Genomic DNA, 25,100 nt, shown 5'->3' with positions numbered 1-25,100 from the left:
ACTTCTAATAAACTATTTATTTCTATAGATTTTTTCTATAGTTAGAAGAAAAAGGGGCAAATTGCCATGAATCTCTTAAAATTAGAAATTGTAGTGCTTATTAAGAAATATAAAAAGCTTACGATTGTTGCAGAAAAACTTGGTATTAAACAACCTACTATTACATTCCATATAAAAAGCTTAGAAGAGGAACTCGGTGTGTCTTTATTTGAATTACGTTCTGGAAGATATTTCTTAACAGAGGCTGGTGAGGCATTGCATCATTATGCTTGTAAAATAGATGCACTTATGAAAGAAGCTAGGCGGGTCACGCAAGAGTTTAAAGATTTTCATAAAGGCGCTATAACAATTGGCGCTAGTTATGTACCAGCGACTTATCTTTTACCAGAAATTATTCACCAATTTCAATGTGAATTTCCAAATATAAAAATAACACTTATGGTAAAAACAGCTCCTGAAATTCGAACAATGCTACAAAATCATGAAATTGATCTCGGGGTAATTTCTGCAGCACCGTTTGATGAATCACTTTTAAAACAGACGATTGTAATGCCTGATACACTTGTTCTTGTTTTCTCCAAAGAACATCCTTTTTCAAAAAAAGAAAATGTATCATTACAAGACATTGAAAAGGAACGTATATTATTGCATCGTAATCCATCTACAACGAGAGATTTACTTACAAAATGGATGTTAGCTCATAACATTACATTCCAATCCGAAATTGAATTAGATTCATTAGAAACGATGAAACAAATTTTAAAATACGGTAATGGTGTCGCTTTTATTTCTAAACTCGCTATTGAACAAGAAGTACAACGAAATGAACTATGCTACATACCTATCCCTGAATTTGAATTTCAGCGTAACATTTATACAATTCATCATGAGGACAGATGGAATTCTAAAATTATTTCTTTTTTACTACATAGCATCACTTCTTATGCAGAAAAAAGTTAAAAGGCTGTCGTTATACACGACAGCCTTTTAAACTACAACTCTATTTATTTTTCTTCGCTTCAATTCTTGCTTGTGCCTCTTCAGCCTTATCTAATGCTTCTGAAAATTTTTTCTCTTTTTCTTTCACGTCATCTATGCTATCGACAGCTTTGATAAGTTTATCAATTCCTTCTTCCTCTACTTTTCTACGCTTTGCCACTCTTTCATTTACTTTCTTTTCCACATCATTTGCTTTTTGAAGCATATTCTCTGCATTTGATGTTACAGCTGTTTCAAGTGCATCGTCCTTTTTCATTTGTAACACTTCATTTGCAATATCTTTCGCTTCTAAATACTTACCGTCTTTTAATGCTGTTGCCCCGTGATCCATTCTCTCAGCAACTTCTTTATATGATTTCGCTTCATTTCCTGATTTCTCTTTTTCTGCTTTTCCAAACCACATCGTTGCATCACTATATTTTTCATCTTTCAATGATTGCATACCTGTTTCAATATATGTGTCATAGTTGCTACATCCAGCCATCACGACTAATAGAAAAAGCATAACAAAACTTAATTTTTTCATGATGTTTTCTCCTTTTCTTTGCTTGCTCACTATACTGTAACATACATGAAAAAGAGTTTCAAAAACTAAAATACTAATTTGGTCATTTTTATAATGATAAGTCAAATTTTTATTATTTTCTTATTTTTAAGCCGACACGTCCACTTGTTTTTTCGCCATATGTTGCTTTACTCCAACTAATACAACTAACAATAAACCTCCGCCTAATGTCATCATAACAATGCTAGTTGGCAACATATCTAATAATAATCCATATACAATCATACCGAGCGGTGCAATTGCAGTAGCAATTGTTTCAAGTAGGCCAAACACACGCCCTAAGTAGCTCGGATCTGTCGTCTTTTGCATATGTACTTGCATCGGAATATTTACAATCATAATTGATATACCCGTTAACATCATAAAAGCAATATAGTAAATAAAACTTGCCACTTTTGGAATGGTAACTAACAACGGGAAGACTGTACATAAACTCAAACCAGCAAACAAAAACAGTCCCGTATAAATAGAACGAAACGGATTATTCACTTCTTTACGCACTGATAAAGCAATCGCCCCCATTAACATCCCGACTGCTAACATTCCCTCTACAACACCGAGTTGCTTTGAAGATAAATGCAATGTATGGACGATAATGTATGGAAGTGCAACGGTTAGCCCACAAGCAAAAAAGTTTACCCACAATGCTATTTTCATTAAGCTATATATTTCATGCTGTCGTTTTACATATGAAAAACCTTCTTTTATACTCGTCAAGAAATGCTCTTTACTCTCAGCCACTTCTTTTTTATATAAATCAAACACAATAAATAATTGCAAAATAACCGCTAAAAAGAATGTAATGCTATTTAACAAAAAGAACGACTTAATTGAAAAGAACCCAAATACAACTCCACCAATGATCGGCCCTAAAATATTTGATAAAGAAGCTGCCGTTTGATTTAAAGCACTCGCTTTTTGAATACGCCCCTCATCCACTAAACTCGGAATAGACGACGTTAATGCAACAGAATAAAAACTTGCGCAAATTGATAATAATGCTGCTGAAATATAAATAAAAAGAAGTGATGGTCCAAATATAGTAGCAAGAATAAACATAATAAGCATCGTTAAACTACTTAATAAATCAGTTCCAATGACAAGCCACTTTCGATTCACACGGTCTGCTACAGCACCTGCAATTGGACCACAGATCATCCTTGGAAGTGATCCGCAAACGAGCGTAATTGCAAACCCCATTCCTGAACCAGTTGTCTTTAGTACGTATAACCCCATTGCGAACGTATAAATACCTGCTCCTAATAAAGACGTCATTTTTCCAATCATCATTAAAATGATATTTCTCGTTGCAATCTTCATTCTTGAATCAGCTTGACCTATACTTACATCTTCCATTATGACACTCTCCCCTTAAAAGTTAAATTGTGTTAAACTTATTATATAATCAACTTTCCAATTATTACAACAAAAAGTTTAATTGTATTTAACTTTTTTAATTATAAAGGAGCTACAATATGGCAACTCTCGGAGAAAAAATTAAGGCATTGCGAAAAGAAAAAAAGCTTACTCAAACAGCACTGGCAGGTTCCGAATTGACAAAAAGCATGCTTAGTCAAATTGAAAATGGAAAAGCTACACCTTCTATGAAAACATTACAATATATTGCAGAAAAACTTGAATGTGAAACGAGTTTTTTATTAGAAGAAGATGATGTAGAAATTGTAGCACTCATTCAAAAAATGGAGCCATTAATAAAAGCAAATAAATGCGATGAAGTATATGAGACTTTACTACCTATCGTTCAAAAAGAACTACCTCTTACTTTAAATACAGCACGTTTATATAAACAGTTCATAACTGGAGCGGCTATTATGAACGATTATAATATTGAATATTACGTTGAAAAAGCTGTTTCTATATTTGAAAAATATACTTTGTATCGCGAAAGTACTGAAACGAAACTACTGTTTTACTATATGCTCTACAAACGGAAAAAATATAAAGAATGTTTACAGTTGATTACCAGAATTCGCGATGAATATAAAACGAAGAATTTAGAAATGGATCTTATTACACATATACAATTATATTTAAAAGAAGCAATTATTTTACTCGCATATGGTAATTATGAAAAATGTGAAAAAGTCATTTTAGATGCACTTGCATTTTCAAAAAAACATCAAGTGTATTATAAAACAGATGAATTTTACCGTATTTTATCTTATCAAAAAATTATTACAACTGATAAAGAAAGATATTTATATTACATAAAAAAATCTGAGCAATTTGCCATTTTTACAGAAGATACTTTATCTGTTGCAAATATAGATATATTAAAAGCTTATTACTACAATACCGTTACGAATGAATATACAATTGCATTAGCACATTTAGAACAATTCCGAGAAAAACTAAAAGATGTACCAATTTTTCAAGACGATGGACTGTATTATCTTGAAAAAGGAAAATCTCTGTATGGTTTAAAACATTACAAGGAAGCTTTAGAAGTATTAGATCGTGCTATCATACCGGATTATATGAGTCATCCACTTGATCAATCGTGGTTATTAACAGCTGGATCTTATCGTGCCCTTTGCTATATAGAACTTCAAGATAAAAAATCGGCCTTGAAAGAAGCAAAAGAAGCAGTTCAAGCAATAGATAGCTATCCTGATTCCATCTTCTCTTCATTTATTAAAGAAACATTACAAATAATACAAAAACTTTAAGAATGTCTCGAAATGGTATATTATTCCTCTTTTTTAGCAAAGATAATAATGATGGGAGGAATATAAATGAATATTCAACGTGCAAAAGAGCTTTCTGTGTCAGCGGAGCAAGCTAATGTTAGTTTTCAAGGCATGCCTGTTACGATTCAACACGTCGACGAAAGCAACGAAACCGCCCGCATATATGAAGTAAAAAATCCAGGACGCGAATTAACGGTTCCAGTTAATAGCTTAGAGGAAATATAAAAAATGCCACTTCATTTTTTGAAGTGGCATTTTCTTTTATTATATATTGCATCACTAGTTTTTCGTTTTTAATAAACCGTACAACCCTATACAAATTACAATGAGACCTACTATGCCAAAAACCAGTTTTTCAAATAAATCTCTTGTTTCATGACTCCTCACATCTGCTATACTTTTGTTTTGTCTTTCAATTTCATTTTGCTCTGCTTCTACTCGCTCCCCATACACTAACAAACGATATTTACTTGATGTATATGGTTCACACGTAAGTAATGTAACTTTATCTTTTCCTTTTATTACATTTAATTTATCAACTTGATTAGGATTAATAATCTCACGGCCAACTACTTTATACTCTTGCTGCTTTCCAAATACCTTTACATAGAATAAGTCTCCATCAGTTAACCAATCAAGATGGCGAAACATCTTTGCCCCATGATAACCTCGATGCCCTGCTAAAACAGCATGTGTATCTTTCCCACCAATTGGTAATGAAGTCCCTTCGATTTGCCCTATCCCTTTACTTAAGTTTTCTTGAGTCGCCCCTAAGTAAATTGGCAACTCCTCATTTATTTTTGGAATAGAAACCGTACCAAATATCTCATCTTTATTTATAAAATTTAACGATTCCTTATTTACTTCAGCATCCTGAACAAATGGATCATTCATTTTGAAAGCAGCTCTTCCTAACAAACTATTATATGTTTCCATCTTCTGAAATTTCTCATTAACATCTTCTACTTTTAAATTATCAACCACTTTTTCGTAACGGATTACTCTCGTTTTATATACATAATTGTTTATATAATTAGCAACCAATGGATATAGAAATAGAGATAAACCTGCAAGGAACAATACTAAACTTATGAATCCCCTTCTCACACACTCACCACACAATACATACTATTTTCGTTTTTTTAAATAGATTATTAGAAGGATGATACAAATCATAACAATAGGAATAACGATCATCCACTCTTCTAAAATGAAAGGTTTTGTAATCATTTCTTTTTCTACAATATCATAGGGAACACGGTGACCTCTCACTAGTAACCTGTGCGTGTTCACTCCATAAGGGGTACACGTAATCAATGTTGCATAATCTTGTCCTTGTACAACTAATAAATCTTCTGTCTCATTTGGTAACACAACTTTTATTTGATCTACCTGATAGGCAAGCACTTTATCTAATGTATGAATATAAAATATATCTTTCTTTTCAATTTTGTCTAAATGAGTAAACATTAGCGCTGAAGGTAAACCGCGATGTCCCGTTAAAACTGTATGCGTATTTTCTCCCCCTATTGGTAATGAGGTTTCATTCAACTGACCAATCCCACGGCTTAACACTTCTTCTGTTGTCCCTTGATAAATTGGAAGGTTTACATCAATTTTTGGGATTTCAATATACCCCATAACATCACCAACATTTAACATATCCACAGTAGAACTTTTACGTTCACCATCCTTTTCCCGAAAAGGATCTGAAAATGTTTGCGTCGTATTTTGTACCTTCTTATTATACTCTCGTGCTTCCGTTTCTTTACGATCAATCTCTTCCTGCTCCAGCCCCTTTATCGCTTCATCATACGTACTTACTTCTGAATAATGTGTTCTTGTTGCAAACCAATTGCTTACAGTTGGATAGAGAAATATACTTAATCCTAGTAAAAAAATACTTCCAAAAATTATATTTCGTTTCATAATAGCCTCTTTCACTACGGATAAAATGTGGAAAAGAGGAAAGCAATATGCCTTTCCTCTTTTCTAAACTCAATTATTATAAACATATAAATTAAGAATTTTTTACAGGTTTTTTTCTAAAGAAAATAAATGTTGCTACCGCCATTAGTATAAGGCCCACTACTGTGAAGAGAATTGTACCCATACCACCTGTTGCTGGAATAATCCAACCGCTCTTATTATTCTCAACTTGTAGCTCTATTTTTTGGTGTTTTTCATCAATTGTAATATCAATTGGATCTCTTAACTTTTGATAGTGTTCGACTGCACCGTCTTTATCTTTATACTTTGGTGCTTCCGTCTCAACAATTTGATATTCACCGTACGGGATTTCATTCCATGTAATAATACCATTTGCATCTGTTATATCATTCATTTCTTTCCCATTAACTTTTATAACATTACCTTTTTTATCTTGTAATTGGAACTTCGCACCTTCTAATTTAAGCGTCTTATCCTTACCATCAACTTTTTCAATTTTAATATTTCCCGTTGTCGGTGTGACCACCACTTCATTAGATGGCTTTCCATCTTTTTCTGATGAAACATCATCTTTGTTTACAAAATCAAGTACTGCTTTGTTTGGAATTTTCACTCCAGATTCAACATCACTTTTAATTTTTGCAGTAATTTGTAAATGAAGCTCTTTTCCATTTATTTTTGAAAAATCTTCAATCGTAGCGGTTACTTTTTGGCCTTCTACAACTACTTTTACACTATCATCTTCAACTTTCTTTCCATCAACCATAACAATTGGTAGGCCTTTTATTTCCAAACGATCATCTAAAATATCTGTTACAACATATTTTTTATATGATTGAATATCTTCAGGAAGTAGTGTTTTAATATCATACGTATAATCTGTCTCTTTATTAATTCCAGCTACTTTTGAACCGTTATTTATACTTTTAGTAATGGTAGGTTCTTTATAGTTCTTTATATCGTCCAGCTTAACTACTTCACCAGATTCCTTAATAGAGAAAGGACGCTCCTCTTTACTAGTTAAATAACCTGTTGGAGCCTTATGCTCAATAAAATAATAATAATCCCCATATTCTAGCGAATCAACACGAACTTTACCATCTTCACCTGTTACTAATGAACTCGGTGTCTTAACTTGTGTACTTGTTCCATCCTTATTCTTTTTAAATAAATGGAACTCTGCATCTTTTAATACTTTACCGGCTTCACCTTTTTTTACGAATTCTACTGAACCACGTTTTGTTTCATTTTTAGGGTAAATATGAACATCGTAATTTAATTCTTTACCGTTTGTACTTGTCATTGGAATATCAACTATAAAAGTAGTCATGTCCAATTCAATATGTTCTGGACCTTTAATAGCTTTTACTTCATAACGTCCTAGTGGAAGATTTGTAAAAACAGCTTCCCCTTTTGCATTTGTTACCTTTGTAATTGCAGCATCTTTGACTGGCTTTGCATCTTCTTTTATAACAGTTCCATCATTTGAAATTTTTTCAAATGACTCAATTCGTTTAATTTCAAAAGTTACACCTTCTAAAGGTTTTGCCCCTTCTGGAACAGTTTGTCCTTCTTTTCCATTACCTTTTGTAGTTGTTTTAAAGTCTTTACTTTGTTCAAACTTATGAATCGTTAAAGTACCTGTACTTTTTGATTCAGCACTAACCGTCATATTCATTAATGCCGAAAAAGCTAATACACATATTAATAATAAGCTAAAAATCCTTTTCATTATTCGTCACTCCCCTATTGTGTCTACCTTTGTTGCAAACTACTAATCTATTTCATAATCTTTCTTTTTCTGAAGAAGAAGAAAGATGTAATAAACATCAATATTCCACCAATTACATAAAAGACAATTGTTCCTATGCCACCTGTTTCAGGGATAATCCACTCATTTTTATGATTTACTATTTTTATTTTTTTGGTAGATACATCGCTAGTCACATGAATTTCAATTGGCTCTTTCATAAGCATATATCCTACTGGCGCTCGCACTTCTTTTAACATATATTTTCCAACTAGCAATGGATTAGAAATAGCTACACCATTTTTATCCGTTGTTAATTCAGATACTACTTTTCCACCTTTATCAATCACTTGAAATATTGCGCCTTCTAATTTGATATTTTCATCGTTCGCATCTACTTTTTCAATCTCAAACTTCCCTAATGTTGGTGGTACTACGAATACTTCATTTGACACAATTTTTTTCTGATCAAACAGTAATTCTGCTTTATTTGGAATAACATCATTCACATTGTATTTCGTTAGTATATCTGCATTTACATTAGCGTTTAGTCTTGACTTAATATGCATTGTATACGATTGATTCGCAAGATAAGTATAATTTCTGTCCTGCTTCGGTAACTCAATACTTACTTTCTTTAATTGTTCATCAATTTGCGGTATAACTTCTATTTCTTCTCCATCGCTGTTTACAAGTCGTACTTGTAGGACAGTTAACACATCTTCTAAGTCATCCTGCAATACCACTTTTTCAAGGTTCATGACATCATTACCAAAATTATAGTTTACATGCCATGTAAACTCTTCACCTACACTTTGTAATGTCGCCTTTTCCACTTCTTTTTCATCTGCATCCGAAACCATCTTTCTTACTTTAGGTTCCTTTGCTTCCACATTCGTTTTTACATTCGGTTTTTGTGGTGGTAAATCTTCATTATCTGGTGTTTTCCCCTCAACAACCGCTATGTTCTCAATTTCTTTCTTTTTTAATGCGTCTTGCGTAACTTTCACTTTAAAAGTTACCGTTCTTTCTTCTGTATCAAGTACATCACCAAAGTTTACTTTGATCGTGTTATCCTCATACGATCCTTCATCTTCGTCAATTGCATCTGTCATTCGCTTCCCATTCAACTTCATACTACCAGCTACATATTCCACTCCTTCAGGCAGTTTATCCATTAGATGCATATCTTTAATTAGCCCATTTTCTACCTTATTTCGAACTTTAATTTGATACTCGAATTCATCATTGACATGAAATTTTTCTTGCCTTTTATCAACAATCTCTTTCTTCGATTCTAGTTGTCCAGACAACGGATCGACTGGTGTTTCAACTTCTGGTTTCTCCTTATCTTTCGAACTATCCGTCTCAACTATTGCTATATTTTTTATTTTCTTATTTGCCATTTCCGGTTTTACAACAACTTCAAACGTTATTGCTTTCTCTCCCTCGCCTTTAAGGTCGCCGAAATGGGCATAAATCGTTCCATCTTTTATATGTACATGATCTTCATCTTCAACATCCGTTTGTTCCTTCCCGTTTATCTTTAACGTATTTGGAACATATTCTACTCCTTCAGGAAGTTTATCCGTAAGTTTAACAGATTTTAAGAGAGAATCTGGCACACTATTTTTAGCATGAATTGTATATTCTAGTTTGTCGCCAACCTTCAGCGTACCACCGTTTATATCCTTAGCTAGTTTAGTAGCTACTAACTTCCCAGGTTTCTCCTCTCGTTCGGGTAATACTTTCACTACTACTTTATTAGAAGAGTTATCCTCAACTTTACTTCCTGTTAACTCATCAATCCCTTGAACAACGGCAGTATTAGGAACTTCAGTTTCTACCTTTTCTCCCTTTAACTTCGCTTTAAATTCAACCGTTGTCTCCGGTGTTTTATCCGTATAGTTTCCACCTTTAGAAGCATTTGCTCCTTCACCAATTCTTATTGTTAACTTTCTTGTCTTTACGTCATAGTCAACCTGTTCTGTTTGATTTCCAGCATTCGGACCAGAAATGATTTTCACCGAATTCGGAACAAATTCTAGACGTGAATCTAAAACATCTTCAATTTTTGTATCAACAGAACTCGAATTCGGTTCAATGTTTTTCACCCGTAAACGATATGTAACTTCATCACCTGGCTCGTATTTTTCTTTTGCATCTACTACTTCCTTATCGATTACCAGCTCTGGCGCTGTTGCATTTACAGCAAAGGCTAATGTGTTTAATACGTAGTCGTCTTTTGTTGTATATGCTTTTAACTTTATTTCTCGTTGACCTGGCTTAATATATCCTGCTGGTAACCTAATTAAATCTGCATCAATTCCTAAATTATTTTTATAATCGGGATTAAAAGTACCTGGATACTTATCTCTCATATGTTCTTCATATTCAGAAATAGTGGAATTAAATATATTACCTATTGGATTCAGCTTATCAGTAACTTCCTTCCAAGTATTATCTGTATGAACAGAAAGTTTATCACCTTGCCAATATCTATCACCTTGGACAGCGAAAACAGAAACTTTTGGATCTAAATCTCCAGTTTTTGAAGCAAGAAAGTTTTTCACAGTAAATTCTTTTTCACCAGACCCAGTAGCTCTTTTCAATCCACCATCATAAACAGTAAATGCTTTTCTTGTTTTTGACTTATCTTTCGTAATAACTAACATGTACCAGCCAGCAAAAGAATAATATCCATAATTATATGCAAGGTTTGTATTTGGATAAGGAATATTTGCTACAGTATAGCTTCCTCCTTTTGAATTAGAGGACTGTAAAGGCTTTGTAACATCTGCATAGTTAGAATAATAAGTACCATCAATACCAAAACCATAAAGCAAGCCACTACCGTAATACGTATTACTTGGTTTTACTTGAAAGCTCTTCCCTACCGGAGTAGTAAACTTTATTGGTGCTACATACTGTTGCTGCGTTAATTCATAACGTGTTGAGCTCCAATATAGCCCAGCCCATTCAATTTCAGCATCTTCTGGAACAGGAATATATGCCTTAGATGAATTTGTAGTTGTTGGATCATCATCTACATCAATGAGTTCACGTGTATAGCCATTCGGTGTTGTCGCGTAAGTATACGTTATATCTGAATACAATGCTGTTTTCTTCTGAGCTTCAGTAGCTTTAATACCTAAATTCACATTCCCAGTAGAATACATATCACCTTTATGAATAGATTGATAAGTAGGGTTATCGAATCCCTCATCATCTGTTACCGCTGCACTCACCTTACCAATCGAACTTAAAAACTGGTATTGAGATAACAGCAAGAATAAACTCATAACAACTATAAATACATTTAATATTTTTTTATTTTCTTTTATCCTACTGTGCAAAGAGGTCACCTCCTTCAATAAATTTTACTAACATATTATATATATATACTTTATATGTATTATTCTAATATAAATCATAAGATTTGTTAACAAAATATGTGATTTATTACTATTTTATACATTTTAATATAGAGATTTTAAGATTAATAATAGTATCTAATAATAATTAAGCTTTGAATATAAATAATATAGAAACTTCTTACTTTAAACCTATTTTATGGTATTCTATATAATGGTAATTACAAAATCTTTATAAACAAATATAAAAGTTTTATAATTCCATACCCTATTAATAAAGGAGGCTTTTCATGAACCTTTCTATATACGAAGGTTTAGGTATTATTTTTTTCATAATCATTATTACTTACGCTCTCGCCCACAAATATTTATGGTCAAAAAAATTACTTATTATTCTATTTCTCGTTAGTAATGCCATTTACCTTATTTGGCGAACTTTTTATTCGTTACCAACTATTAATCTCATAAGTATTATCGCGGGTATTATATTGTTAGTTACAGAGTGGGCTGGTTATTTACAATCTATCGTTTTTAGCATCATTTCATGGAAACCGTATAAACGGAAAGAAGTACCGTTATCTACTTTCGAAACATTACCTACCGTTGATATTTTTATCGCAACCTACAATGAGCCACTCGATTTATTAAAACGAACTGTCGCTGGTTGTACAATGATAACTTATCCGAAAGAGTTGCTCAATATTTACATTTGTGATGATGGTCGACGCGAAAGTGTTAAAAATCTTGCTAGTGAATTTTCTGTCCACTATATTACTCGTACTGAAAACACTCATGCTAAAGCAGGAAACTTAAATCATGCCATGACCCATTCGACAGGTGATATTATCGTTACAATGGATGCTGATATGGTCCCAAGAGCCAACTTTTTAGAGCGAACGATTGGTTATTTTTCTAAAAATAATGTTGTATTTGTTCAAGCACCACAAGTGTTTTATAATGCTGATCCGTTCCAATATAATTTGTTTTTTGAAGATAATATCGCCAATGAACAAGATTTCTTTATGCGTCAATTAGAGGAAGGAAAAGATCGATTTAACGCTACGATGTATGTTGGTAGTAACGCTCTATTTCGCCGTACTGCTCTTGAAGAAATTGGCGGATTTGCAACTGGCGTTATTACTGAAGATATGGCAACTGGTATGCTACTACAAGCGAACAAATGGGAAACTGTATTTGTCAATGAAACACTCGCTGTTGGATTATCCCCAGAAACGTTTAGCGATTTATTAAAACAACGTGATCGCTGGTGTCGAGGGAATATTCAAGTCGTAAAAAAATGGAATCCTTTCACTTTAAAAGGATTATCTTTTATGCAGCGTCTTTTATATGCAGATGGAATCCACTATTGGTTTTTCGGCGTTTATAAAATGATATTTTTACTAGCGCCACTATTATTTTTAGTATTCGATATTTATAGTTTAGAAATTAATTTTATGCAATTATTTATGTTTTGGGCTCCTGCCTTTTTAACGTCACAACTTATTTTCAAAGCTGTTTCGAATAAAAAACGAACGACTACGTGGAGTCACGTATACGAAGTAGCTATGGCACCTTATATGGGATTTGCTATTTTATCTGAAACGTTCTTACGGAAAAAGTTTCAATTTCATGTAACGAGAAAAGGCGTCCAAAATAACACGAGACATTTTTTATGGATTGCAAGTGTCCCTCATCTCGTGCTACTAATATTAACAGTTATTGCACTTATTCGGGCAACACTTATGCTCTTATACCCTGCGCAATATCATATTGAAAGAGAAAGTTTATATATTAATATTTTCTGGGTACTATACAACGGGGTAGCGATTATCACTTCATTATTTGTAGCATTTGAAAGACCGCGTTTCCGAAACTCTGAACGTTTCGTAGTAAATTTACCAGGTACTTTACAAACCGAAGATATGACGATTTCTTGCCACGTCCTTGATATTAGTGAAACTGGTGCACGTTTTGAAGTAGATTCATACATTCCATTTGAAACTTTATCAAGTCTATCTTCCTATACATTATCTTTTGGAGAGGTAGAAAAGATTCATAGTAGAAAAAAATGGATTCGGAGACAAGAAAATTCTGTGCAAATTGGCGTGTCGTTTCATGATGTATCCCATGAGCAATATTGTAAACTCATTCTTCATCTATTTAGTAAACCTGTTAATGACCGGGTGGAAAAGGTGTACGATAAGGCATTTCTTACACTAGCAATTGCATCTTTCATAAAAAACACAAAGAAATCACCAAGGCAATTTCGCAGGCAACATATACGTGAAGAACTTATGACTCCTGGAACATTACATATGAACGGGATGCCAATTGAAGCGACCATTATCGACTATAGTACCGGTGGGTGTCAAATACAAACGAACACCCCACTCGCGATTGACCAAATTATACAAGTTACAATGAATGAGCGTAATATTCAAAAGAAAAAAGCGCAAGTATGTTGGATTCAAAAAAAAGGTCGTAAAATATATGCTGGATTAAAATTTACAGCGTAAAAAAGAAAAGAAGCCCCTTGCTTCTTTTCTTTTTATTTCGTGCTAAAATTCAAACTATGAAATAATTTTCAAGGGGGGATTTGAATGAAGAACACATCGCAAAAAGCGAGTCATTATTATGCAGTTATATTCACTTCTAATTTATCGAATGATACAACAGATTATAGTACCGTTGCCGAAAAAATGGAGGAACTTGCAAAGCAGCAACCTGGATTTCTAGGTGTAGAAAGTGCACGAGATCATTCAGGACTCGGAATCACAATTTCTTATTGGGAATCACTTGAGGCGATTGACAATTGGAAACAGAACGCCTTACATAAAGAAGCAAAAAAAAGAGGTCGTGAGCAATGGTATGAAAACTTCCACCTACGTATCTGCCTTGTTGAGAAAGAATTTAAGTTTCATAGAGATACATTGTAATTATGAAAAAAAAATTAGCTCTCGTTATTGTTCATGAAATATATGGTGTGAACGACCATATGCATCACGTTATCCACCACTTCACTTCATCCCATATAGATGTATTCTGTCCTAATCTTCTACAAACGCAACACGCATTTCATTATAGTGATGAAGAAAAAGCGTATCAACACTTTGTAAATCATATTGGATTTGATGATGGAAAAGACCAAATTGACGAATTCATCCATACTCTTTCAAGCAATTATACACATATTGGACTTATCGGCTTTAGCGTTGGAGCTACCATCTCATGGCTATGTAGTAACAATCCGAAAATAGATTTTATTATCGGATGTTACGGCTCTCGTATACGCGACTATATTCACATGAAGCCTACATGCGCTACATTGCTTATATTCCCTGAAAAAGAAGCTAGTTTTTCAGTATCCTCTTTAATCCAAACATTGCAGCAACAAAAAAATCCTTTATTAGAAATACAACAACTACACGGTGAACATGGTTTTCTAAATCCGTACACTGAAAAATATAACGTGCACTCTACAAAACAAGCATACAATTTAATAGATTCGTTTCTTGTAAAAACACTCTTATAAAGGAGATTTAAATGACGCTTACATTACTCTTACTTATTTTCATATTCATTGCCTTTTTCTCAGCGCTAACTATTATTTTTGTAACCGTAAAAAAGGGGGAGTTTTCAAAACGTCCCTACTTACAATCTATTATCGTTTCCATTTTATTTTTTGCAAATTGGATCTTATATTTAACATCTTTTTATGGTTTACTTCCCGAGGTAGTTAGCGAGTTCATATTCTTACCCATTTGGTTTTTCCTTTGTATTTTAGGATGTATCGTTTTTTGGCACGAATGGAGAAACAATCGTGTGTTCTCAATATGTATTGGTTTTCTTTCCTTTATTAGTTTGCTATTTGGTTTATTGTTGTTAGTTCTTTCGGGGATGTAATAGAAAAAGGAAGAAAAGCAAACTTTCAACTTTTCTTCCTTTTATGTTTACCTTTAGCTTTCATTGTCACTGATTCACAAGGTGTATAATAAATTTGAGGTGTCGCTCTATCAACAAACATCATAAACGTAATGAAGCCGATAATAAAGAAAATAAACAACGTTAACAAAATTGCTCCTATCGTTAAAAGTATCATAACACCACCCCTATATTTTTCATGTTATTACACTTTTCGCTATTATATGAGCGTAATCCTTTTTAGAAAAAGAAACGTAACAAAATAATCACAATCACTCCTGTTAATACTGTACCTAACAAACTACGAGTATATATCGCTACAAGAAATGTTGGAATTGCTGCGATCAAGTAATCCCACTGCATCGTCTCATGCATAAATAATACTTGGGCTAAAAGTGCTGCTAATATCGCAATTGGTATGTAATTTAACCATTTTAAACCCCAGTCTGGAATTTGTAGTTTGCTAAATACGAGTAGAGGTAAAATACGTGGCACGAGTGTGACAGCTCCTGCTGCTAGTAAAAGTAATAGTACGTCCAATCTCATTTCCATTTTTCAATCACAACTCCAATCGTCGCAGCTAGTAATGTTGCGATAATAACCGCTATACTATCTGGCATAAATAAGTGTGAAACGTATGCGATCATAATCGCTACAATTGCAACAGTAAGATGAATTGCTAGTTTCGGTTTACTACTTATGAGCTGAAGGACAAATAATCCGATAAACATTGCTGGTAATGCATAATCCATCCCGTACGTATGTGGATCTGGTATCCACTCACCAAACAGCCCGCCGATAATAGTAGCAAGAATCCAATTTAAATATGCTGTTACATTTAAGCCCATCATCCACCTGTCGCCTACATATCCTTTTTGCGCTGCATGCTGTACTGCAACGCCGAACGTTTCATCTGTAATTTGAGAACCGATAATTACATTTTTTAATAGCGGAAGTTTCGTAAAGTACGGCGCAAGTGCAGCACTCATTAGAAGGTGGCGTAAATTAACAAAAAAGACGGTGAAAATAATTGCTGAAGCAGGAGCACCAGCTGCATACATACCAGCTAATATAAATTGGGCAGAACCTGCATAAATTAAAGTGGACATAAATGCAATTTCAATGATGGAGAAACCTGCTGTTTTTGCAATTACACCAGCTGCTATACCAATGCTCAAATAACCAAATACAGTTGGTAAACAATCTTTTACTCCTTGCTGAAATGTATCATCGCTCTGCAAAGCTACATGTGCCTGAGCTTTACTCATCCTTATCATCCTCCATTCCTTCTAAAGTTCGTTTTCCTGTTACGACATGAACTAAATCTATATTTTCACGCCACAACGTATCTAACTTATCAGCTCCAAACTCCTTCGTAATTTCTTCGACCATAATATCGTGCCGCACATACTCTGTAGCAACGAGAACTAGTGCTGGGTCATACGTTGTAACGGCCCATGAAGTGCTATCATTTGAGAAGTTCGCAATTAATACTTCCTCTCCATCACGCGCAATAACAGTTAAATGACCACCCATTCTCTTTTCAACGACGTAGGGCGTCATATAATTATGGTGAAACGTCGCGCCTATTTTTGTATTTGGAGCGCCAAATAAGATTGAAAATATATGTACACCTTCCTCTTCCTTTTGATGAAGATATGGCTCAATTTCATGCACTTGATCTTCCCATACAGAAATCCATAACTCTTCCTTCGCCCTATTAATTATATTGCATATTTCTTTTACAACACGATCATTTGAGCGAATATGCGAAATTACATCTATTTGTCGCTCTTGTTCTAAACAATTTAATTTCTCATCTAAAAACTCAAAGGACTTCTCAAAGTCTTTTCGCATTCGATTCATTAATTCCGTAGCTGGTACTGGTACATATTTCACCGGTTCTGACGGAACAATATGCACCGCTCCTTTATCCATCAATTTACCGAGTACTTCATAAATCATCGAACGAGGTACCCCTGTTTGTTTACTCACTTCATACCCAGTTACTGGAGAATGTTTTAGTAGTCCAATATACGCTTTACATTCGTACTGAGAAAAACCCAACTTTTGTAATTCCTTTATAATTTCATCCATCGGTAACCCCTCACATTCTATATAACTCTCATCTCAAAACGATGTATGTATATTAGTAGTTATTAGTATACCTACTAATATAAAAAAACAGACCCGTAAAGTCAATTGATAATTCTGAAATTTATACCGAAAATAAAAAGCCTTCTTATGAAAGGCTTTTTATACATATCCTGTTATTTTAACTGCAAAGATTTTGATGTATTTCCCCTTAAATGTTCGCGCAAAGTAGAACCTGTATATTCTTCTCTAAATACACCAACCTTCACAAATAAAGGAATGACTTCACTAAAAAATAGATTTAGTGACTTTGGAGGTCCTCCTGGAATGGCAATAAATCCATCTAACGCTCCGGCCTCAAATCTATCCATAATTTGCTTCGCAACGTCTTGCGGTGTACCAACTGCAACCCAATGTGCGGAGCCAACAACTTCTGGTCGTTCTAGTATTTGTTCAACAGTTGGTTCATTTTTCATAATGAACTTTCGTAATAATTCGGCATGTGTTTTACTGCGAACCGTTTGATCCCGACTTGGCAGCATCTCTTCTGTAACCTTACTTTCCAGCGGAATCCCTCTAGCGTCTAGTCCGAGAACCATTTCAAGTAACGCATATCTCTTCTCTTTTGTGAGATGTTGATGAGCTTGCCTATGCATTTCTAACGCTTCTTCATATGTATCACCGATAAAGAAATATAGTCCAGGTAATACGCGTATATCATCTTGCTTTCGACCATGCTGTTCTGCTCTTTTTCTTAAATCTTGACGCAGTTCCATTCCTGATTCTACATCTGGCGTTGCAGCAAAAATTGCATCAGCAACAGAAGCAGCAAAATTCCGGCCTGACTCTGAAGCGCCAGCTTGGAATAATGGCATTTCCCCTGAAATATGTTGCGGAATATTAAGTGGACCTTTCACCTTAAAGTATTGACCATTATGCTCAATTGGCTTTACCATTTCTCTAATAACATCAGGATTATGTGCTTTCAATACTTCATTAGGGTGACTTCCCCAAAGTTTTCTTACTAACGCTGTACATTCTGCCGCTTTCGCGTATCGTTCCTCAGATGATGGCATCCCTTCCTCACCAAAGTTTTCAGCACCGTCAATGGATGTAACAATATTCCACCCTACTCGGCCGTTACTAATCCAGTGTAAAGATTGTAATTGCCTCGCTAATATATATGGTGGATAAAACGAAGTTGACGCAGTCGTAACGACTCCAATTTTTTCTGTTGCATATGCAATAGCCGTAAACAGTAACGTCGGATCTAAAATGACATTTCCCTTATTACGAGCAATTAAATCTGGGTGCGCCACTAAATAATCGGCTTTAAAAACAAAATCTAACTTCGATTTTTCTGCTTGTTTCGCTAGCTCTACTTGCTCATTGATTCCCGGATCAAATATACAATCTTCTTTCTTTCTAGAAATTAAACATAATCCAATACAAAGTTGTTTTTTTGTAGACATACACACCATCCCCTTATTTTTAATTCACTTAGTTAAACAAATATTACTGTCATGATGAAATTCCATTCTTATGAAAATAGATAAAATGATATTGATAATCATTATCATTTTATGATGTAACTGTAATAAAAGCAATATAAAAAAGACTTCCTCTATGGGAAGTCTCCTATCTCAATATTTCATTTGCTTCTTTTTCATAAATTTTATCAAATGAAGTCATAACGCGTTGTGACGCTGAAATCATTTTTTGATCCGTCATAAGATCTGCCATCTCTTTCGTCATATCTACATTTGAATTTTCTAGCATATGGTTTTTTACTAAGCCTGTTCCGTTCGGTAAATCAGCAATATTCCCTTCTGCTAGTGTAAAGCTTTTGTTCTCTCTTTGCATTAGACGTGCATTTGCTTCTGCATCTACTGTTTTTGTTTGCAACTGTGCAATTACAATTCTCTTAATATCTGGTTTTTGCAAAGTTCCATCGTTCACTTCTCTATAAATTTCTCCATTATTAGATACGAAGAAATCAACATTTTCTGGAATACGAATACGTTCATTATTTACATCCATAACATACGCACCAGATGATGTTTGCAGGTAACGATCACTATTTATTGTAAAACTACCATCTCTCGTTAAAAACGTTTCGTCATTTTTAGATGTAACGAAAAATGATGTAGTACCGTTTGCACCGTCATCTAAAAAGAAATCTGTAGCACTATTTGTCATTTGTATATTTCCTTGTACTAAGTTCACATGCGTTGCGGCTGGTACTACAGCGTAATCAGTCGAACCGATATTTGTCACAGCCCCATCTCCGCGGCGATATGTGTCTTGTACATCAAATACTTTAGAAGTCATATTTTCTGCTTTAAATCCTGTCGTTTGAGCATTTGCAACGTTATTCGAATGAACATTAATGCGCTGCATGTAATTCATCATACCCATAGAACCTATATAAAGACCGTTCATATTCGTTTGAATAAGGCAGTTGCCTTATCCTTCACCTCTTTTCTATGATGTTTGCAACATTTGTTTCGCTAAATGTTCAGCTGTAGCGATATGTATATGTTGCTTCACGTCTTGTCCGTCTGTCATTAATACAATTGGAGCCGATGATACTGCTGGAATTTTCAATAATTCACCACTACTTGCTGTTTCATCAAATTTCGTAAATACGATACCATCAATATGAATATCTTTAAAATTCGTAATGATTTCAATCATGTCTTTACTTTTCATCGAAGCTGATAACGTTAAACAAATGTAATCTGGCTCTACTTGTCCCATCGTTTCAATCATTTCTTCTACTGTTTCTGACGCACGATAATTTTTTCCGGCGGTATCAATTAAAATATAATCGACGTGCGCTTCTTCTTTAAAATACGTAAGTGCTCTTGTCATTGCAGCTTCATCACGTACAGCGATTACTTCAAATCCAATTGTCTTGACGTAATCTTGCAGTTGCTGTACTGTTCCAATGCGCGAATGATCTGTCGTAATAAAACCGACCGTTTTTTTCTTACCGTGAAACTGCCATGCCATTTTCGCAAGTGTCGTCGTTTTTCCAACTCCAGTTGGACCGATTAATGCAATTGTTTGCACTTCTTTTTCAAAAACGTTTTCCGTATTGAAATGGGATCTCATATCTTCCAATATATAGCCGATCACTTCTTCTTCTGTAATCATCGTCGCATTCTCAAACTTCACTTTTAACTTTTCAGCATATGCATGAATGAAATATTGTTCTACATCGTTTTGCTCTAGCATACGAATTACTTTTTGAATAATAAACGGTACAGATTCTTGGTTTTCTTTTTTTACAACCACTTCTTCTTTCTTGACCGGAACAACTTTTTTCACAGTTTTTTGCTTTTTTGTTACTTTCGCTACTTTCGTTTCTTCCGTCTGTTTCACAACGACGATACCTTTTTCAAACAGCTTTAATAGTTTCTCTTTCTTTCTTGTCCATTCTTCACTATTTCCTGTTTGCATCGCCGCATATGACATAGAAGTCGTCACGTTTTCTAAATTGTGCAGTACCGATTGAATTCCGTTCGCCTTTACAATTTGTTCTGAAGAATCATTTACAACATCCATTAGTTGTTCATGAAATTGAGCTGTGCCTTCATTCACTTCTTCCTGTTTATCCTCTGGAAAAGCAACTAACATTTCATAATTCTTTTTCCAAAAAAACGGGATATTTCGTTTTACACTTTCATCGACAACGTAATAATAATCTGTACCATATTGGTCAAATAACTTTCGATACAATTCATTTTTCGAAGCTGCTTTTATTCGCATTAACGCTTCTTTCTTTTCTGTACTTTCCATTACTTCACCCCCTACTATTCAATATAGGCAATTTGATCTACAACAATTTCCGGTGCTAATTCGCTAATACAAAGTACTTGCGCTTCTACTTGATAACGCTCAAGAAGTCTTACAATGGCAAATCTGAAATCTTTTCTACGCGTTAATAATACTGGTTCTCTTCCCATTAAACGAGCTTGTTTAAAGACACGCTGTACTTGTTCAACAACACGTGTTTCTAAATCTAAATCCCAGTTTAATAAGTAACCTTGGTATGAATTATTTACAACATCCGCATCTAACTCTATTGAATCTGAGAAGAGCGCCGCATAAATTTTACCGTCAGGATTTTTTGCATTTTCACAAATCACTTTTGAAATACATTCACGGACGAACGACGTTACACCGTCAACATGATTTTGATAAATTTCTTTTCCGTCAATAATACCTTCGATAATAGTTGGTAAATCACGAATAGAAATACCCTCTTTTAACAGTTGTTTAATAACATTTTGAACGAGTGATAAGTCGATTTCTTTCTTCTTAATCTCTTCTAATAAAACGCCGTTATCATTTTCAAGCGAGTTAATTAAGTCTTTTACATGTTGACGCTGAATTAACTCATGAAGATTACGTCTAACGACAACATCTAAATGCGTAATTAATATGCTAAGTGGCTCTAATACTTGATAGCCTTTCATTTGTGCATCTTGTACCATATGCTCTAAAATCCAATATCCATCTTCACCGAAAATCGGATCTTTCGCTGGTTCTGCATCTAAATCGGCCATTACATTCGGTGTTTTCAATGCTAATAAGTAACCTGATTTTAAAACACCTTCAGCTGCCTTCGCACCTTTAATACGAATAATGTAACGTCCTCGTGGTCTAAAACTCGTATTATCTTTAAAGTTAATGCCAGGAACGTTAATACCAAGGTCGGTAATAATCGACTTCCTCATAAGAACAACTTTATCACGAGCTGTTTCCCCGTTAATCTTCTGCTTTACAAGTGCTGCTAAATCTAAACCGAGTTCTACTATAATTGGATATTTATCTGTAAATACTCCGAATGAATCTTCCACTTGTTGCAGTTGCTCATCTTCGCCTTGAATCATTTCTATTTCTTTTTGAAGCTCATCTTCTTTTTCTTTCTTTATTCGGTTTTTATTACGAATTCCTAAGAAAATAATTGTTCCACCAACAAGAGCAAATGGTAGAAACGGTAGCGGAGTGAAAATACCCATCGCAATAAATAAACCACCAAGCGCATATACAACAACTTCATGCGCTAATAACTCTTTAAAGATACCTTCAGTTACTGTATCAGATGAACCATCAAATACACGCGTTACGATAATCCCAGTTGAAATCGCAAGCATTAACGAACCGATTTGGTTTACGATTCCGTCACCGACAGTTAACTGTGTATAGTGAATAGCTGCATCAGCAAAACTCATTCCCTGCTGCATCATGCCGACAATTAAACCGAAAATAATGTTTACGAATAAAATGACGATCCCGAAAATAACGTCCCCTTTAATGAACTTCCCGGCACCATCCATCGCACCGTAAAACTCTGTTTCCATATTTAACTTTTTTCGTTTTGCCTGTGCATCTTTTTCAGTAATAATACGCTGGTTTAAATCCGCATCGATTGACATTTGTTTCCCGGGTAAAGAATCAAGTGTAAAACGAGCTGCAACTTCAGCTGTACGAGACGCACCGTTTGCAACGATAAACTGGAATATGATTAATACTATGAAAATAACGATACCAATTAATAAGTTCCCGCCAATTACGAACTGGCCAAACTCTTCAATAACATGCCCCGCATTTCCGTCTGTCAAAATCGCTCGCGTCGTCGATACGTTAATCGATACACGGAAAATCCCGATTAATAACAGCATCGTCGGAAATGACTTTAATTCATCCCACTCGTTAATACTTGTTGCTCGCATATAAATAAGCACTGACATACTTAGTAAAAAAACGATAACGATATCAAGTATAAATGGTGGAAGTGGAATTAAGAGCGCCACTACGAATGACGCTGCTAAAAAGATAGAAAAATAGGTTCTTGCAGAATCTATCTTAAACACAAGAGATCTCCTCCAACCGCGCTATTATACTTCAAGTTCATTCGTTTGAATTAAATAGCGCATAACTTCAATTACAGCTACGTATAAATCTTCTGGAATCGTCTCATCTTCCTCGACTTGATAATATAAAGAACGAGCAAGTGGACGGTTTTCCACCATTGGTATTTCTTGTTCGCGGGCGAGCGTTCGTATATATAATGCGAGCTCATCTTCCCCTTTTGCAACGACAATTGGCGCCGAATCAACTTGTTTATTGTACCGAAGTACGACTGAAATATGAGTCGGATTGTTTACAATAAACGTTGCACCATCCATTTTCTTCGCAATTGTCCCTTGCAAGATGGCATGCATAAAGTTTTTTCGTTTTCCCTTTACTTGCGGGTCCCCTTCATTATCTTTATGCTCTTGTTTTACTTCTTCTTTTTTCATCTTAATATCTTGTTCGTACTCCCATTTTTGATAAATAAAATCAATAATAGAAAGAACGATTAATATAATTAAAATAGCTAAAAAGATAAATTTAATTTGCCTAATAATTTCAGTAAGCGACGCAGTCCAGTTAAATCCAATCATACTCACGATCTTCTCTAAATTCTTTTTAAAGAGAACGTAAGCGACGTAACCAATTAACCCCATATAAAATAGTGATTTCAAAATATCTACTAAACTTTTACGACTAAACAATCTCGTAAAATAATTTTTGGGGTTAATACGTGACGCTTTCGGCTTAATGACTTTAGAAGAAAATAAGAAACCGACTTGAATCATATAATTAAATAAATGAAAAGCGTATACGAGTATTAATATTGGCGCTGATACTTTTAGTAATAAAATCCCCATTAAATAAAAATACTCAGTTGAATCTGTATTTTTTCCAATTTGATCAAACAGTACCGCTACAGAGTTTGCAATCTCAAACCCTAACCAATCTCCAAAAAAGTAAACGACAACTGCCAATACAAGTATGGAAAATAAATTATTTAAATCTTTACTCCGGGCAATATTCCCTTCTTCACGCGATTTCTTACGCTTCTGCGGGGTGGCCTTTTCTGTTTTATTATCCTTTGCCATGCGCGTCCCCCTACTTCGTTAAGAAAAAGTTAAATAGTTTCGTATATTCCTCAAGCAATACGTCCGTCATATTTTTAAACACATAACCGAGCATTGGTACACTCATCGCAATAAACAAAATACCACATGTGATTTTAATGACATACGCATTCATAAAAACGTTTAATTGCGGAGCGTTTTTTGCGATTAAAATTAAAACAAAGTTAATGATGAACAAACTTCCCATAAGCGGAAGAGCAATTTCAACCGCTGATGTTATCGCAAATAATAACGTTGCGAGTAGACTATCTAGGAAACTAGTCGTCAGCAATTTTGAAATCGCCTCTGTATATTGAAACGACTTTAAAATCGTGGCAACGAAATAATTAATGCCGCCAAGTGAAATAAAAATAATGAGAAAGAATATATCAAAAATGGTTGATAGTAAAGTAGACTGTGAACCTGCATTTACATCAAACAAACTTGCTTGTGATAAACCGATATCAAAGTCTAAAATATGCCCGGCCATTTTCGGAATGTTCCACAGCATTTCTACAATTTTTGAAAGCGATAATCCAATTACAATTTGCGTACCTGCATAAGCTGCTACGTCCCAAGTTGTCTTTATGTGAGAGACATCAACTTGATCGGCCACCGTAATGGAAAGAGCAAGTCCAAATGTAACTTTCGCCATTGCTGGAATGGATCGACCTGAGAAAAACGGTAAAAAATATAAAAATGAAGTAATGCGACAAAACGCAAAAAACGTCGCCGCCCATAATTCCATATTCATTTCATTCC

General features: G+C 34.4%; 23 protein-coding genes. 7 read left to right on the top strand and 16 right to left on the bottom strand.

What is annotated here, in order from left to right; all coding sequences use genetic code 11:
• The first annotated feature begins 66 nt into the window (after positions 1-66).
• Entirely contained in the window at positions 67-960 is an 894-nt protein-coding gene (locus JDS82_RS04850) for a LysR family transcriptional regulator (protein ID WP_001050588.1), read from the top strand.
• A 40-nt stretch (positions 961-1,000) separates the two neighbouring features.
• Here JDS82_RS04850 and JDS82_RS04845 read toward each other — a convergent pair whose 3' ends face one another.
• A complete protein-coding gene (locus JDS82_RS04845) occupies positions 1,001-1,525 on the bottom strand; it encodes a DUF4398 domain-containing protein (RefSeq protein WP_000736445.1) in 525 nt (174 codons plus the stop codon).
• Between the two features lie 126 nt (positions 1,526-1,651).
• The gene (locus JDS82_RS04840; RefSeq protein WP_000390440.1) at positions 1,652-2,920 is read right to left on the bottom strand and encodes an MFS transporter; all 1,269 of its coding nucleotides are present in this window, start codon (positions 2,918-2,920) and stop codon (positions 1,652-1,654) included.
• 119 nt (positions 2,921-3,039) lie between these two features.
• Between JDS82_RS04840 and JDS82_RS04835 the strand changes: the two genes are divergently transcribed.
• Together JDS82_RS04835 and JDS82_RS04830 are read left to right on the top strand one after the other, a co-directional pair.
• Complete coding sequence (locus JDS82_RS04835; RefSeq protein WP_048566853.1) at positions 3,040-4,254, top strand: helix-turn-helix domain-containing protein; 1,215 nt, start codon at positions 3,040-3,042, stop codon at positions 4,252-4,254.
• A 66-nt stretch (positions 4,255-4,320) separates the two neighbouring features.
• A complete protein-coding gene (locus JDS82_RS04830; protein WP_001025744.1) occupies positions 4,321-4,500 on the top strand; it encodes an H-type small acid-soluble spore protein in 180 nt (59 codons plus the stop codon).
• A 54-nt stretch (positions 4,501-4,554) separates the two neighbouring features.
• On the opposite strand, the gene JDS82_RS04825 is transcribed toward JDS82_RS04830, so the two are convergent.
• From JDS82_RS04825 to JDS82_RS04810, 4 genes are all read right to left on the bottom strand, one after another.
• On the bottom strand, positions 4,555-5,382 hold the full coding sequence (locus JDS82_RS04825) for a class C sortase (RefSeq protein ID WP_033658776.1): 828 nt from the start codon (positions 5,380-5,382) through the stop codon (positions 4,555-4,557).
• 21 nt (positions 5,383-5,403) lie between these two features.
• Entirely contained in the window at positions 5,404-6,204 is an 801-nt protein-coding gene (locus JDS82_RS04820; RefSeq protein WP_000827787.1) for a class C sortase, read from the bottom strand.
• A 91-nt stretch (positions 6,205-6,295) separates the two neighbouring features.
• Positions 6,296-7,957, bottom strand: coding sequence for a SpaH/EbpB family LPXTG-anchored major pilin (locus JDS82_RS04815; RefSeq protein ID WP_199712786.1), 1,662 nt, complete (start codon positions 7,955-7,957; stop codon positions 6,296-6,298).
• A gap of 47 nt (positions 7,958-8,004) precedes the next feature.
• On the bottom strand, positions 8,005-11,331 hold the full coding sequence (locus JDS82_RS04810; protein ID WP_199712785.1) for an isopeptide-forming domain-containing fimbrial protein: 3,327 nt from the start codon (positions 11,329-11,331) through the stop codon (positions 8,005-8,007).
• A gap of 308 nt (positions 11,332-11,639) precedes the next feature.
• On the opposite strand from JDS82_RS04810, the gene JDS82_RS04805 reads away from it, so the two are divergent.
• The 4 genes from JDS82_RS04805 to JDS82_RS04790 all read left to right on the top strand — a co-directional run bounded on the left by JDS82_RS04805 (position 11,640) and on the right by JDS82_RS04790 (position 15,252).
• Positions 11,640-13,865: a glycosyltransferase gene (locus JDS82_RS04805; protein ID WP_199712784.1), complete on the top strand. Its 2,226-nt coding sequence runs from the start codon at positions 11,640-11,642 to the stop codon at positions 13,863-13,865.
• Positions 13,866-13,949: 84 nt separating this feature from the next.
• Complete coding sequence (locus JDS82_RS04800; protein WP_048566850.1) at positions 13,950-14,285, top strand: antibiotic biosynthesis monooxygenase family protein; 336 nt, start codon at positions 13,950-13,952, stop codon at positions 14,283-14,285.
• A gap of 2 nt (positions 14,286-14,287) precedes the next feature.
• Positions 14,288-14,881 carry a dienelactone hydrolase family protein gene (locus JDS82_RS04795; RefSeq protein WP_000727626.1) on the top strand — a complete coding sequence of 198 codons (594 nt, stop codon included), beginning with the start codon at positions 14,288-14,290 and terminating at the stop codon, positions 14,879-14,881.
• A gap of 11 nt (positions 14,882-14,892) precedes the next feature.
• The gene (locus JDS82_RS04790; protein ID WP_199712781.1) at positions 14,893-15,252 is read left to right on the top strand and encodes a hypothetical protein; all 360 of its coding nucleotides are present in this window, start codon (positions 14,893-14,895) and stop codon (positions 15,250-15,252) included.
• 25 nt (positions 15,253-15,277) lie between these two features.
• Here JDS82_RS04790 and JDS82_RS04785 read toward each other — a convergent pair whose 3' ends face one another.
• The 10 genes from JDS82_RS04785 to JDS82_RS04740 all read right to left on the bottom strand — a co-directional run bounded on the left by JDS82_RS04785 (position 15,278) and on the right by JDS82_RS04740 (position 25,092).
• Complete coding sequence (locus JDS82_RS04785; protein ID WP_000602238.1) at positions 15,278-15,448, bottom strand: DUF3951 domain-containing protein; 171 nt, start codon at positions 15,446-15,448, stop codon at positions 15,278-15,280.
• A gap of 62 nt (positions 15,449-15,510) precedes the next feature.
• Positions 15,511-15,822 carry an AzlD domain-containing protein gene (locus tag JDS82_RS04780; RefSeq protein WP_000425942.1) on the bottom strand — a complete coding sequence of 104 codons (312 nt, stop codon included), beginning with the start codon at positions 15,820-15,822 and terminating at the stop codon, positions 15,511-15,513.
• Positions 15,813-16,538 carry an AzlC family ABC transporter permease gene (locus JDS82_RS04775; RefSeq protein ID WP_000030495.1) on the bottom strand — a complete coding sequence of 242 codons (726 nt, stop codon included), beginning with the start codon at positions 16,536-16,538 and terminating at the stop codon, positions 15,813-15,815. The genes JDS82_RS04780 and JDS82_RS04775 overlap by 10 nt, the downstream gene beginning before the upstream one ends.
• A complete protein-coding gene (locus tag JDS82_RS04770; RefSeq protein ID WP_199712779.1) occupies positions 16,531-17,367 on the bottom strand; it encodes a TrmB family transcriptional regulator in 837 nt (278 codons plus the stop codon). Before JDS82_RS04770 ends, JDS82_RS04775 begins: the two co-directional genes overlap by 8 nt.
• Positions 17,368-17,540: 173 nt before the next feature.
• Positions 17,541-18,836 carry an NtaA/DmoA family FMN-dependent monooxygenase gene (locus JDS82_RS04765; protein WP_098057671.1) on the bottom strand — a complete coding sequence of 432 codons (1,296 nt, stop codon included), beginning with the start codon at positions 18,834-18,836 and terminating at the stop codon, positions 17,541-17,543.
• A gap of 166 nt (positions 18,837-19,002) precedes the next feature.
• The gene (locus tag JDS82_RS04760) at positions 19,003-19,806 is read right to left on the bottom strand and encodes a flagellar basal-body rod protein FlgG (protein WP_199712775.1); all 804 of its coding nucleotides are present in this window, start codon (positions 19,804-19,806) and stop codon (positions 19,003-19,005) included.
• Between the two features lie 42 nt (positions 19,807-19,848).
• Positions 19,849-21,168 carry a flagellar biosynthesis GTPase FlhF gene (flhF, locus tag JDS82_RS04755; protein WP_000446201.1) on the bottom strand — a complete coding sequence of 440 codons (1,320 nt, stop codon included), beginning with the start codon at positions 21,166-21,168 and terminating at the stop codon, positions 19,849-19,851.
• 14 nt (positions 21,169-21,182) lie between these two features.
• A complete protein-coding gene (gene flhA, locus JDS82_RS04750) occupies positions 21,183-23,249 on the bottom strand; it encodes a flagellar biosynthesis protein FlhA (RefSeq protein WP_048566845.1) in 2,067 nt (688 codons plus the stop codon).
• 24 nt (positions 23,250-23,273) lie between these two features.
• Positions 23,274-24,320, bottom strand: coding sequence for a flagellar type III secretion system protein FlhB (flhB, locus tag JDS82_RS04745; RefSeq protein WP_001030093.1), 1,047 nt, complete (start codon positions 24,318-24,320; stop codon positions 23,274-23,276).
• A 10-nt stretch (positions 24,321-24,330) separates the two neighbouring features.
• Positions 24,331-25,092: a flagellar biosynthetic protein FliR gene (locus JDS82_RS04740; RefSeq protein WP_001055694.1), complete on the bottom strand. Its 762-nt coding sequence runs from the start codon at positions 25,090-25,092 to the stop codon at positions 24,331-24,333.
• Between the last annotated feature and the right edge of the window lie 8 nt (positions 25,093-25,100).

The sequence above is a fragment of the Bacillus cereus group sp. N14 genome, from assembly GCF_016483555.1.
GTDB lineage: Bacteria > Bacillota > Bacilli > Bacillales > Bacillaceae_G > Bacillus_A > Bacillus_A wiedmannii.
This window is presented reverse-complemented; position numbering and strand designations above follow the sequence as displayed.

Excerpts from the sequence above, each read along its gene's own strand:
- JDS82_RS04850 (WP_001050588.1), top strand. The coding sequence starts at position 67 with ATGAATCTCTTAAAATTAGAAATTGTAGTGCTTATTAAGAAATATAAA.
- JDS82_RS04845 (WP_000736445.1), bottom strand. The coding sequence starts at position 1,525 with ATGAAAAAATTAAGTTTTGTTATGCTTTTTCTATTAGTCGTGATGGCT.
- JDS82_RS04840 (WP_000390440.1), bottom strand. The coding sequence starts at position 2,920 with ATGGAAGATGTAAGTATAGGTCAAGCTGATTCAAGAATGAAGATTGCA.
- JDS82_RS04835 (WP_048566853.1), top strand. The coding sequence starts at position 3,040 with ATGGCAACTCTCGGAGAAAAAATTAAGGCATTGCGAAAAGAAAAAAAG.
- JDS82_RS04830 (WP_001025744.1), top strand. The coding sequence starts at position 4,321 with ATGAATATTCAACGTGCAAAAGAGCTTTCTGTGTCAGCGGAGCAAGCT.
- JDS82_RS04820 (WP_000827787.1), bottom strand. The coding sequence starts at position 6,204 with ATGAAACGAAATATAATTTTTGGAAGTATTTTTTTACTAGGATTAAGT.
- JDS82_RS04815 (WP_199712786.1), bottom strand. The coding sequence starts at position 7,957 with ATGAAAAGGATTTTTAGCTTATTATTAATATGTGTATTAGCTTTTTCG.
- JDS82_RS04805 (WP_199712784.1), top strand. The coding sequence starts at position 11,640 with ATGAACCTTTCTATATACGAAGGTTTAGGTATTATTTTTTTCATAATC.
- JDS82_RS04800 (WP_048566850.1), top strand. The coding sequence starts at position 13,950 with ATGAAGAACACATCGCAAAAAGCGAGTCATTATTATGCAGTTATATTC.
- JDS82_RS04795 (WP_000727626.1), top strand. The coding sequence starts at position 14,288 with ATGAAAAAAAAATTAGCTCTCGTTATTGTTCATGAAATATATGGTGTG.
- JDS82_RS04790 (WP_199712781.1), top strand. The coding sequence starts at position 14,893 with ATGACGCTTACATTACTCTTACTTATTTTCATATTCATTGCCTTTTTC.
- JDS82_RS04785 (WP_000602238.1), bottom strand. The coding sequence starts at position 15,448 with ATGATACTTTTAACGATAGGAGCAATTTTGTTAACGTTGTTTATTTTC.
- JDS82_RS04780 (WP_000425942.1), bottom strand. The coding sequence starts at position 15,822 with ATGGAAATGAGATTGGACGTACTATTACTTTTACTAGCAGCAGGAGCT.
- JDS82_RS04775 (WP_000030495.1), bottom strand. The coding sequence starts at position 16,538 with ATGAGTAAAGCTCAGGCACATGTAGCTTTGCAGAGCGATGATACATTT.
- JDS82_RS04770 (WP_199712779.1), bottom strand. The coding sequence starts at position 17,367 with ATGGATGAAATTATAAAGGAATTACAAAAGTTGGGTTTTTCTCAGTAC.
- JDS82_RS04765 (WP_098057671.1), bottom strand. The coding sequence starts at position 18,836 with ATGTCTACAAAAAAACAACTTTGTATTGGATTATGTTTAATTTCTAGA.
- JDS82_RS04760 (WP_199712775.1), bottom strand. The coding sequence starts at position 19,806 with ATGAACGGTCTTTATATAGGTTCTATGGGTATGATGAATTACATGCAG.
- flhF (WP_000446201.1), bottom strand. The coding sequence starts at position 21,168 with ATGGAAAGTACAGAAAAGAAAGAAGCGTTAATGCGAATAAAAGCAGCT.
- flhB (WP_001030093.1), bottom strand. The coding sequence starts at position 24,320 with ATGGCAAAGGATAATAAAACAGAAAAGGCCACCCCGCAGAAGCGTAAG.
- JDS82_RS04740 (WP_001055694.1), bottom strand. The coding sequence starts at position 25,092 with ATGAATATGGAATTATGGGCGGCGACGTTTTTTGCGTTTTGTCGCATT.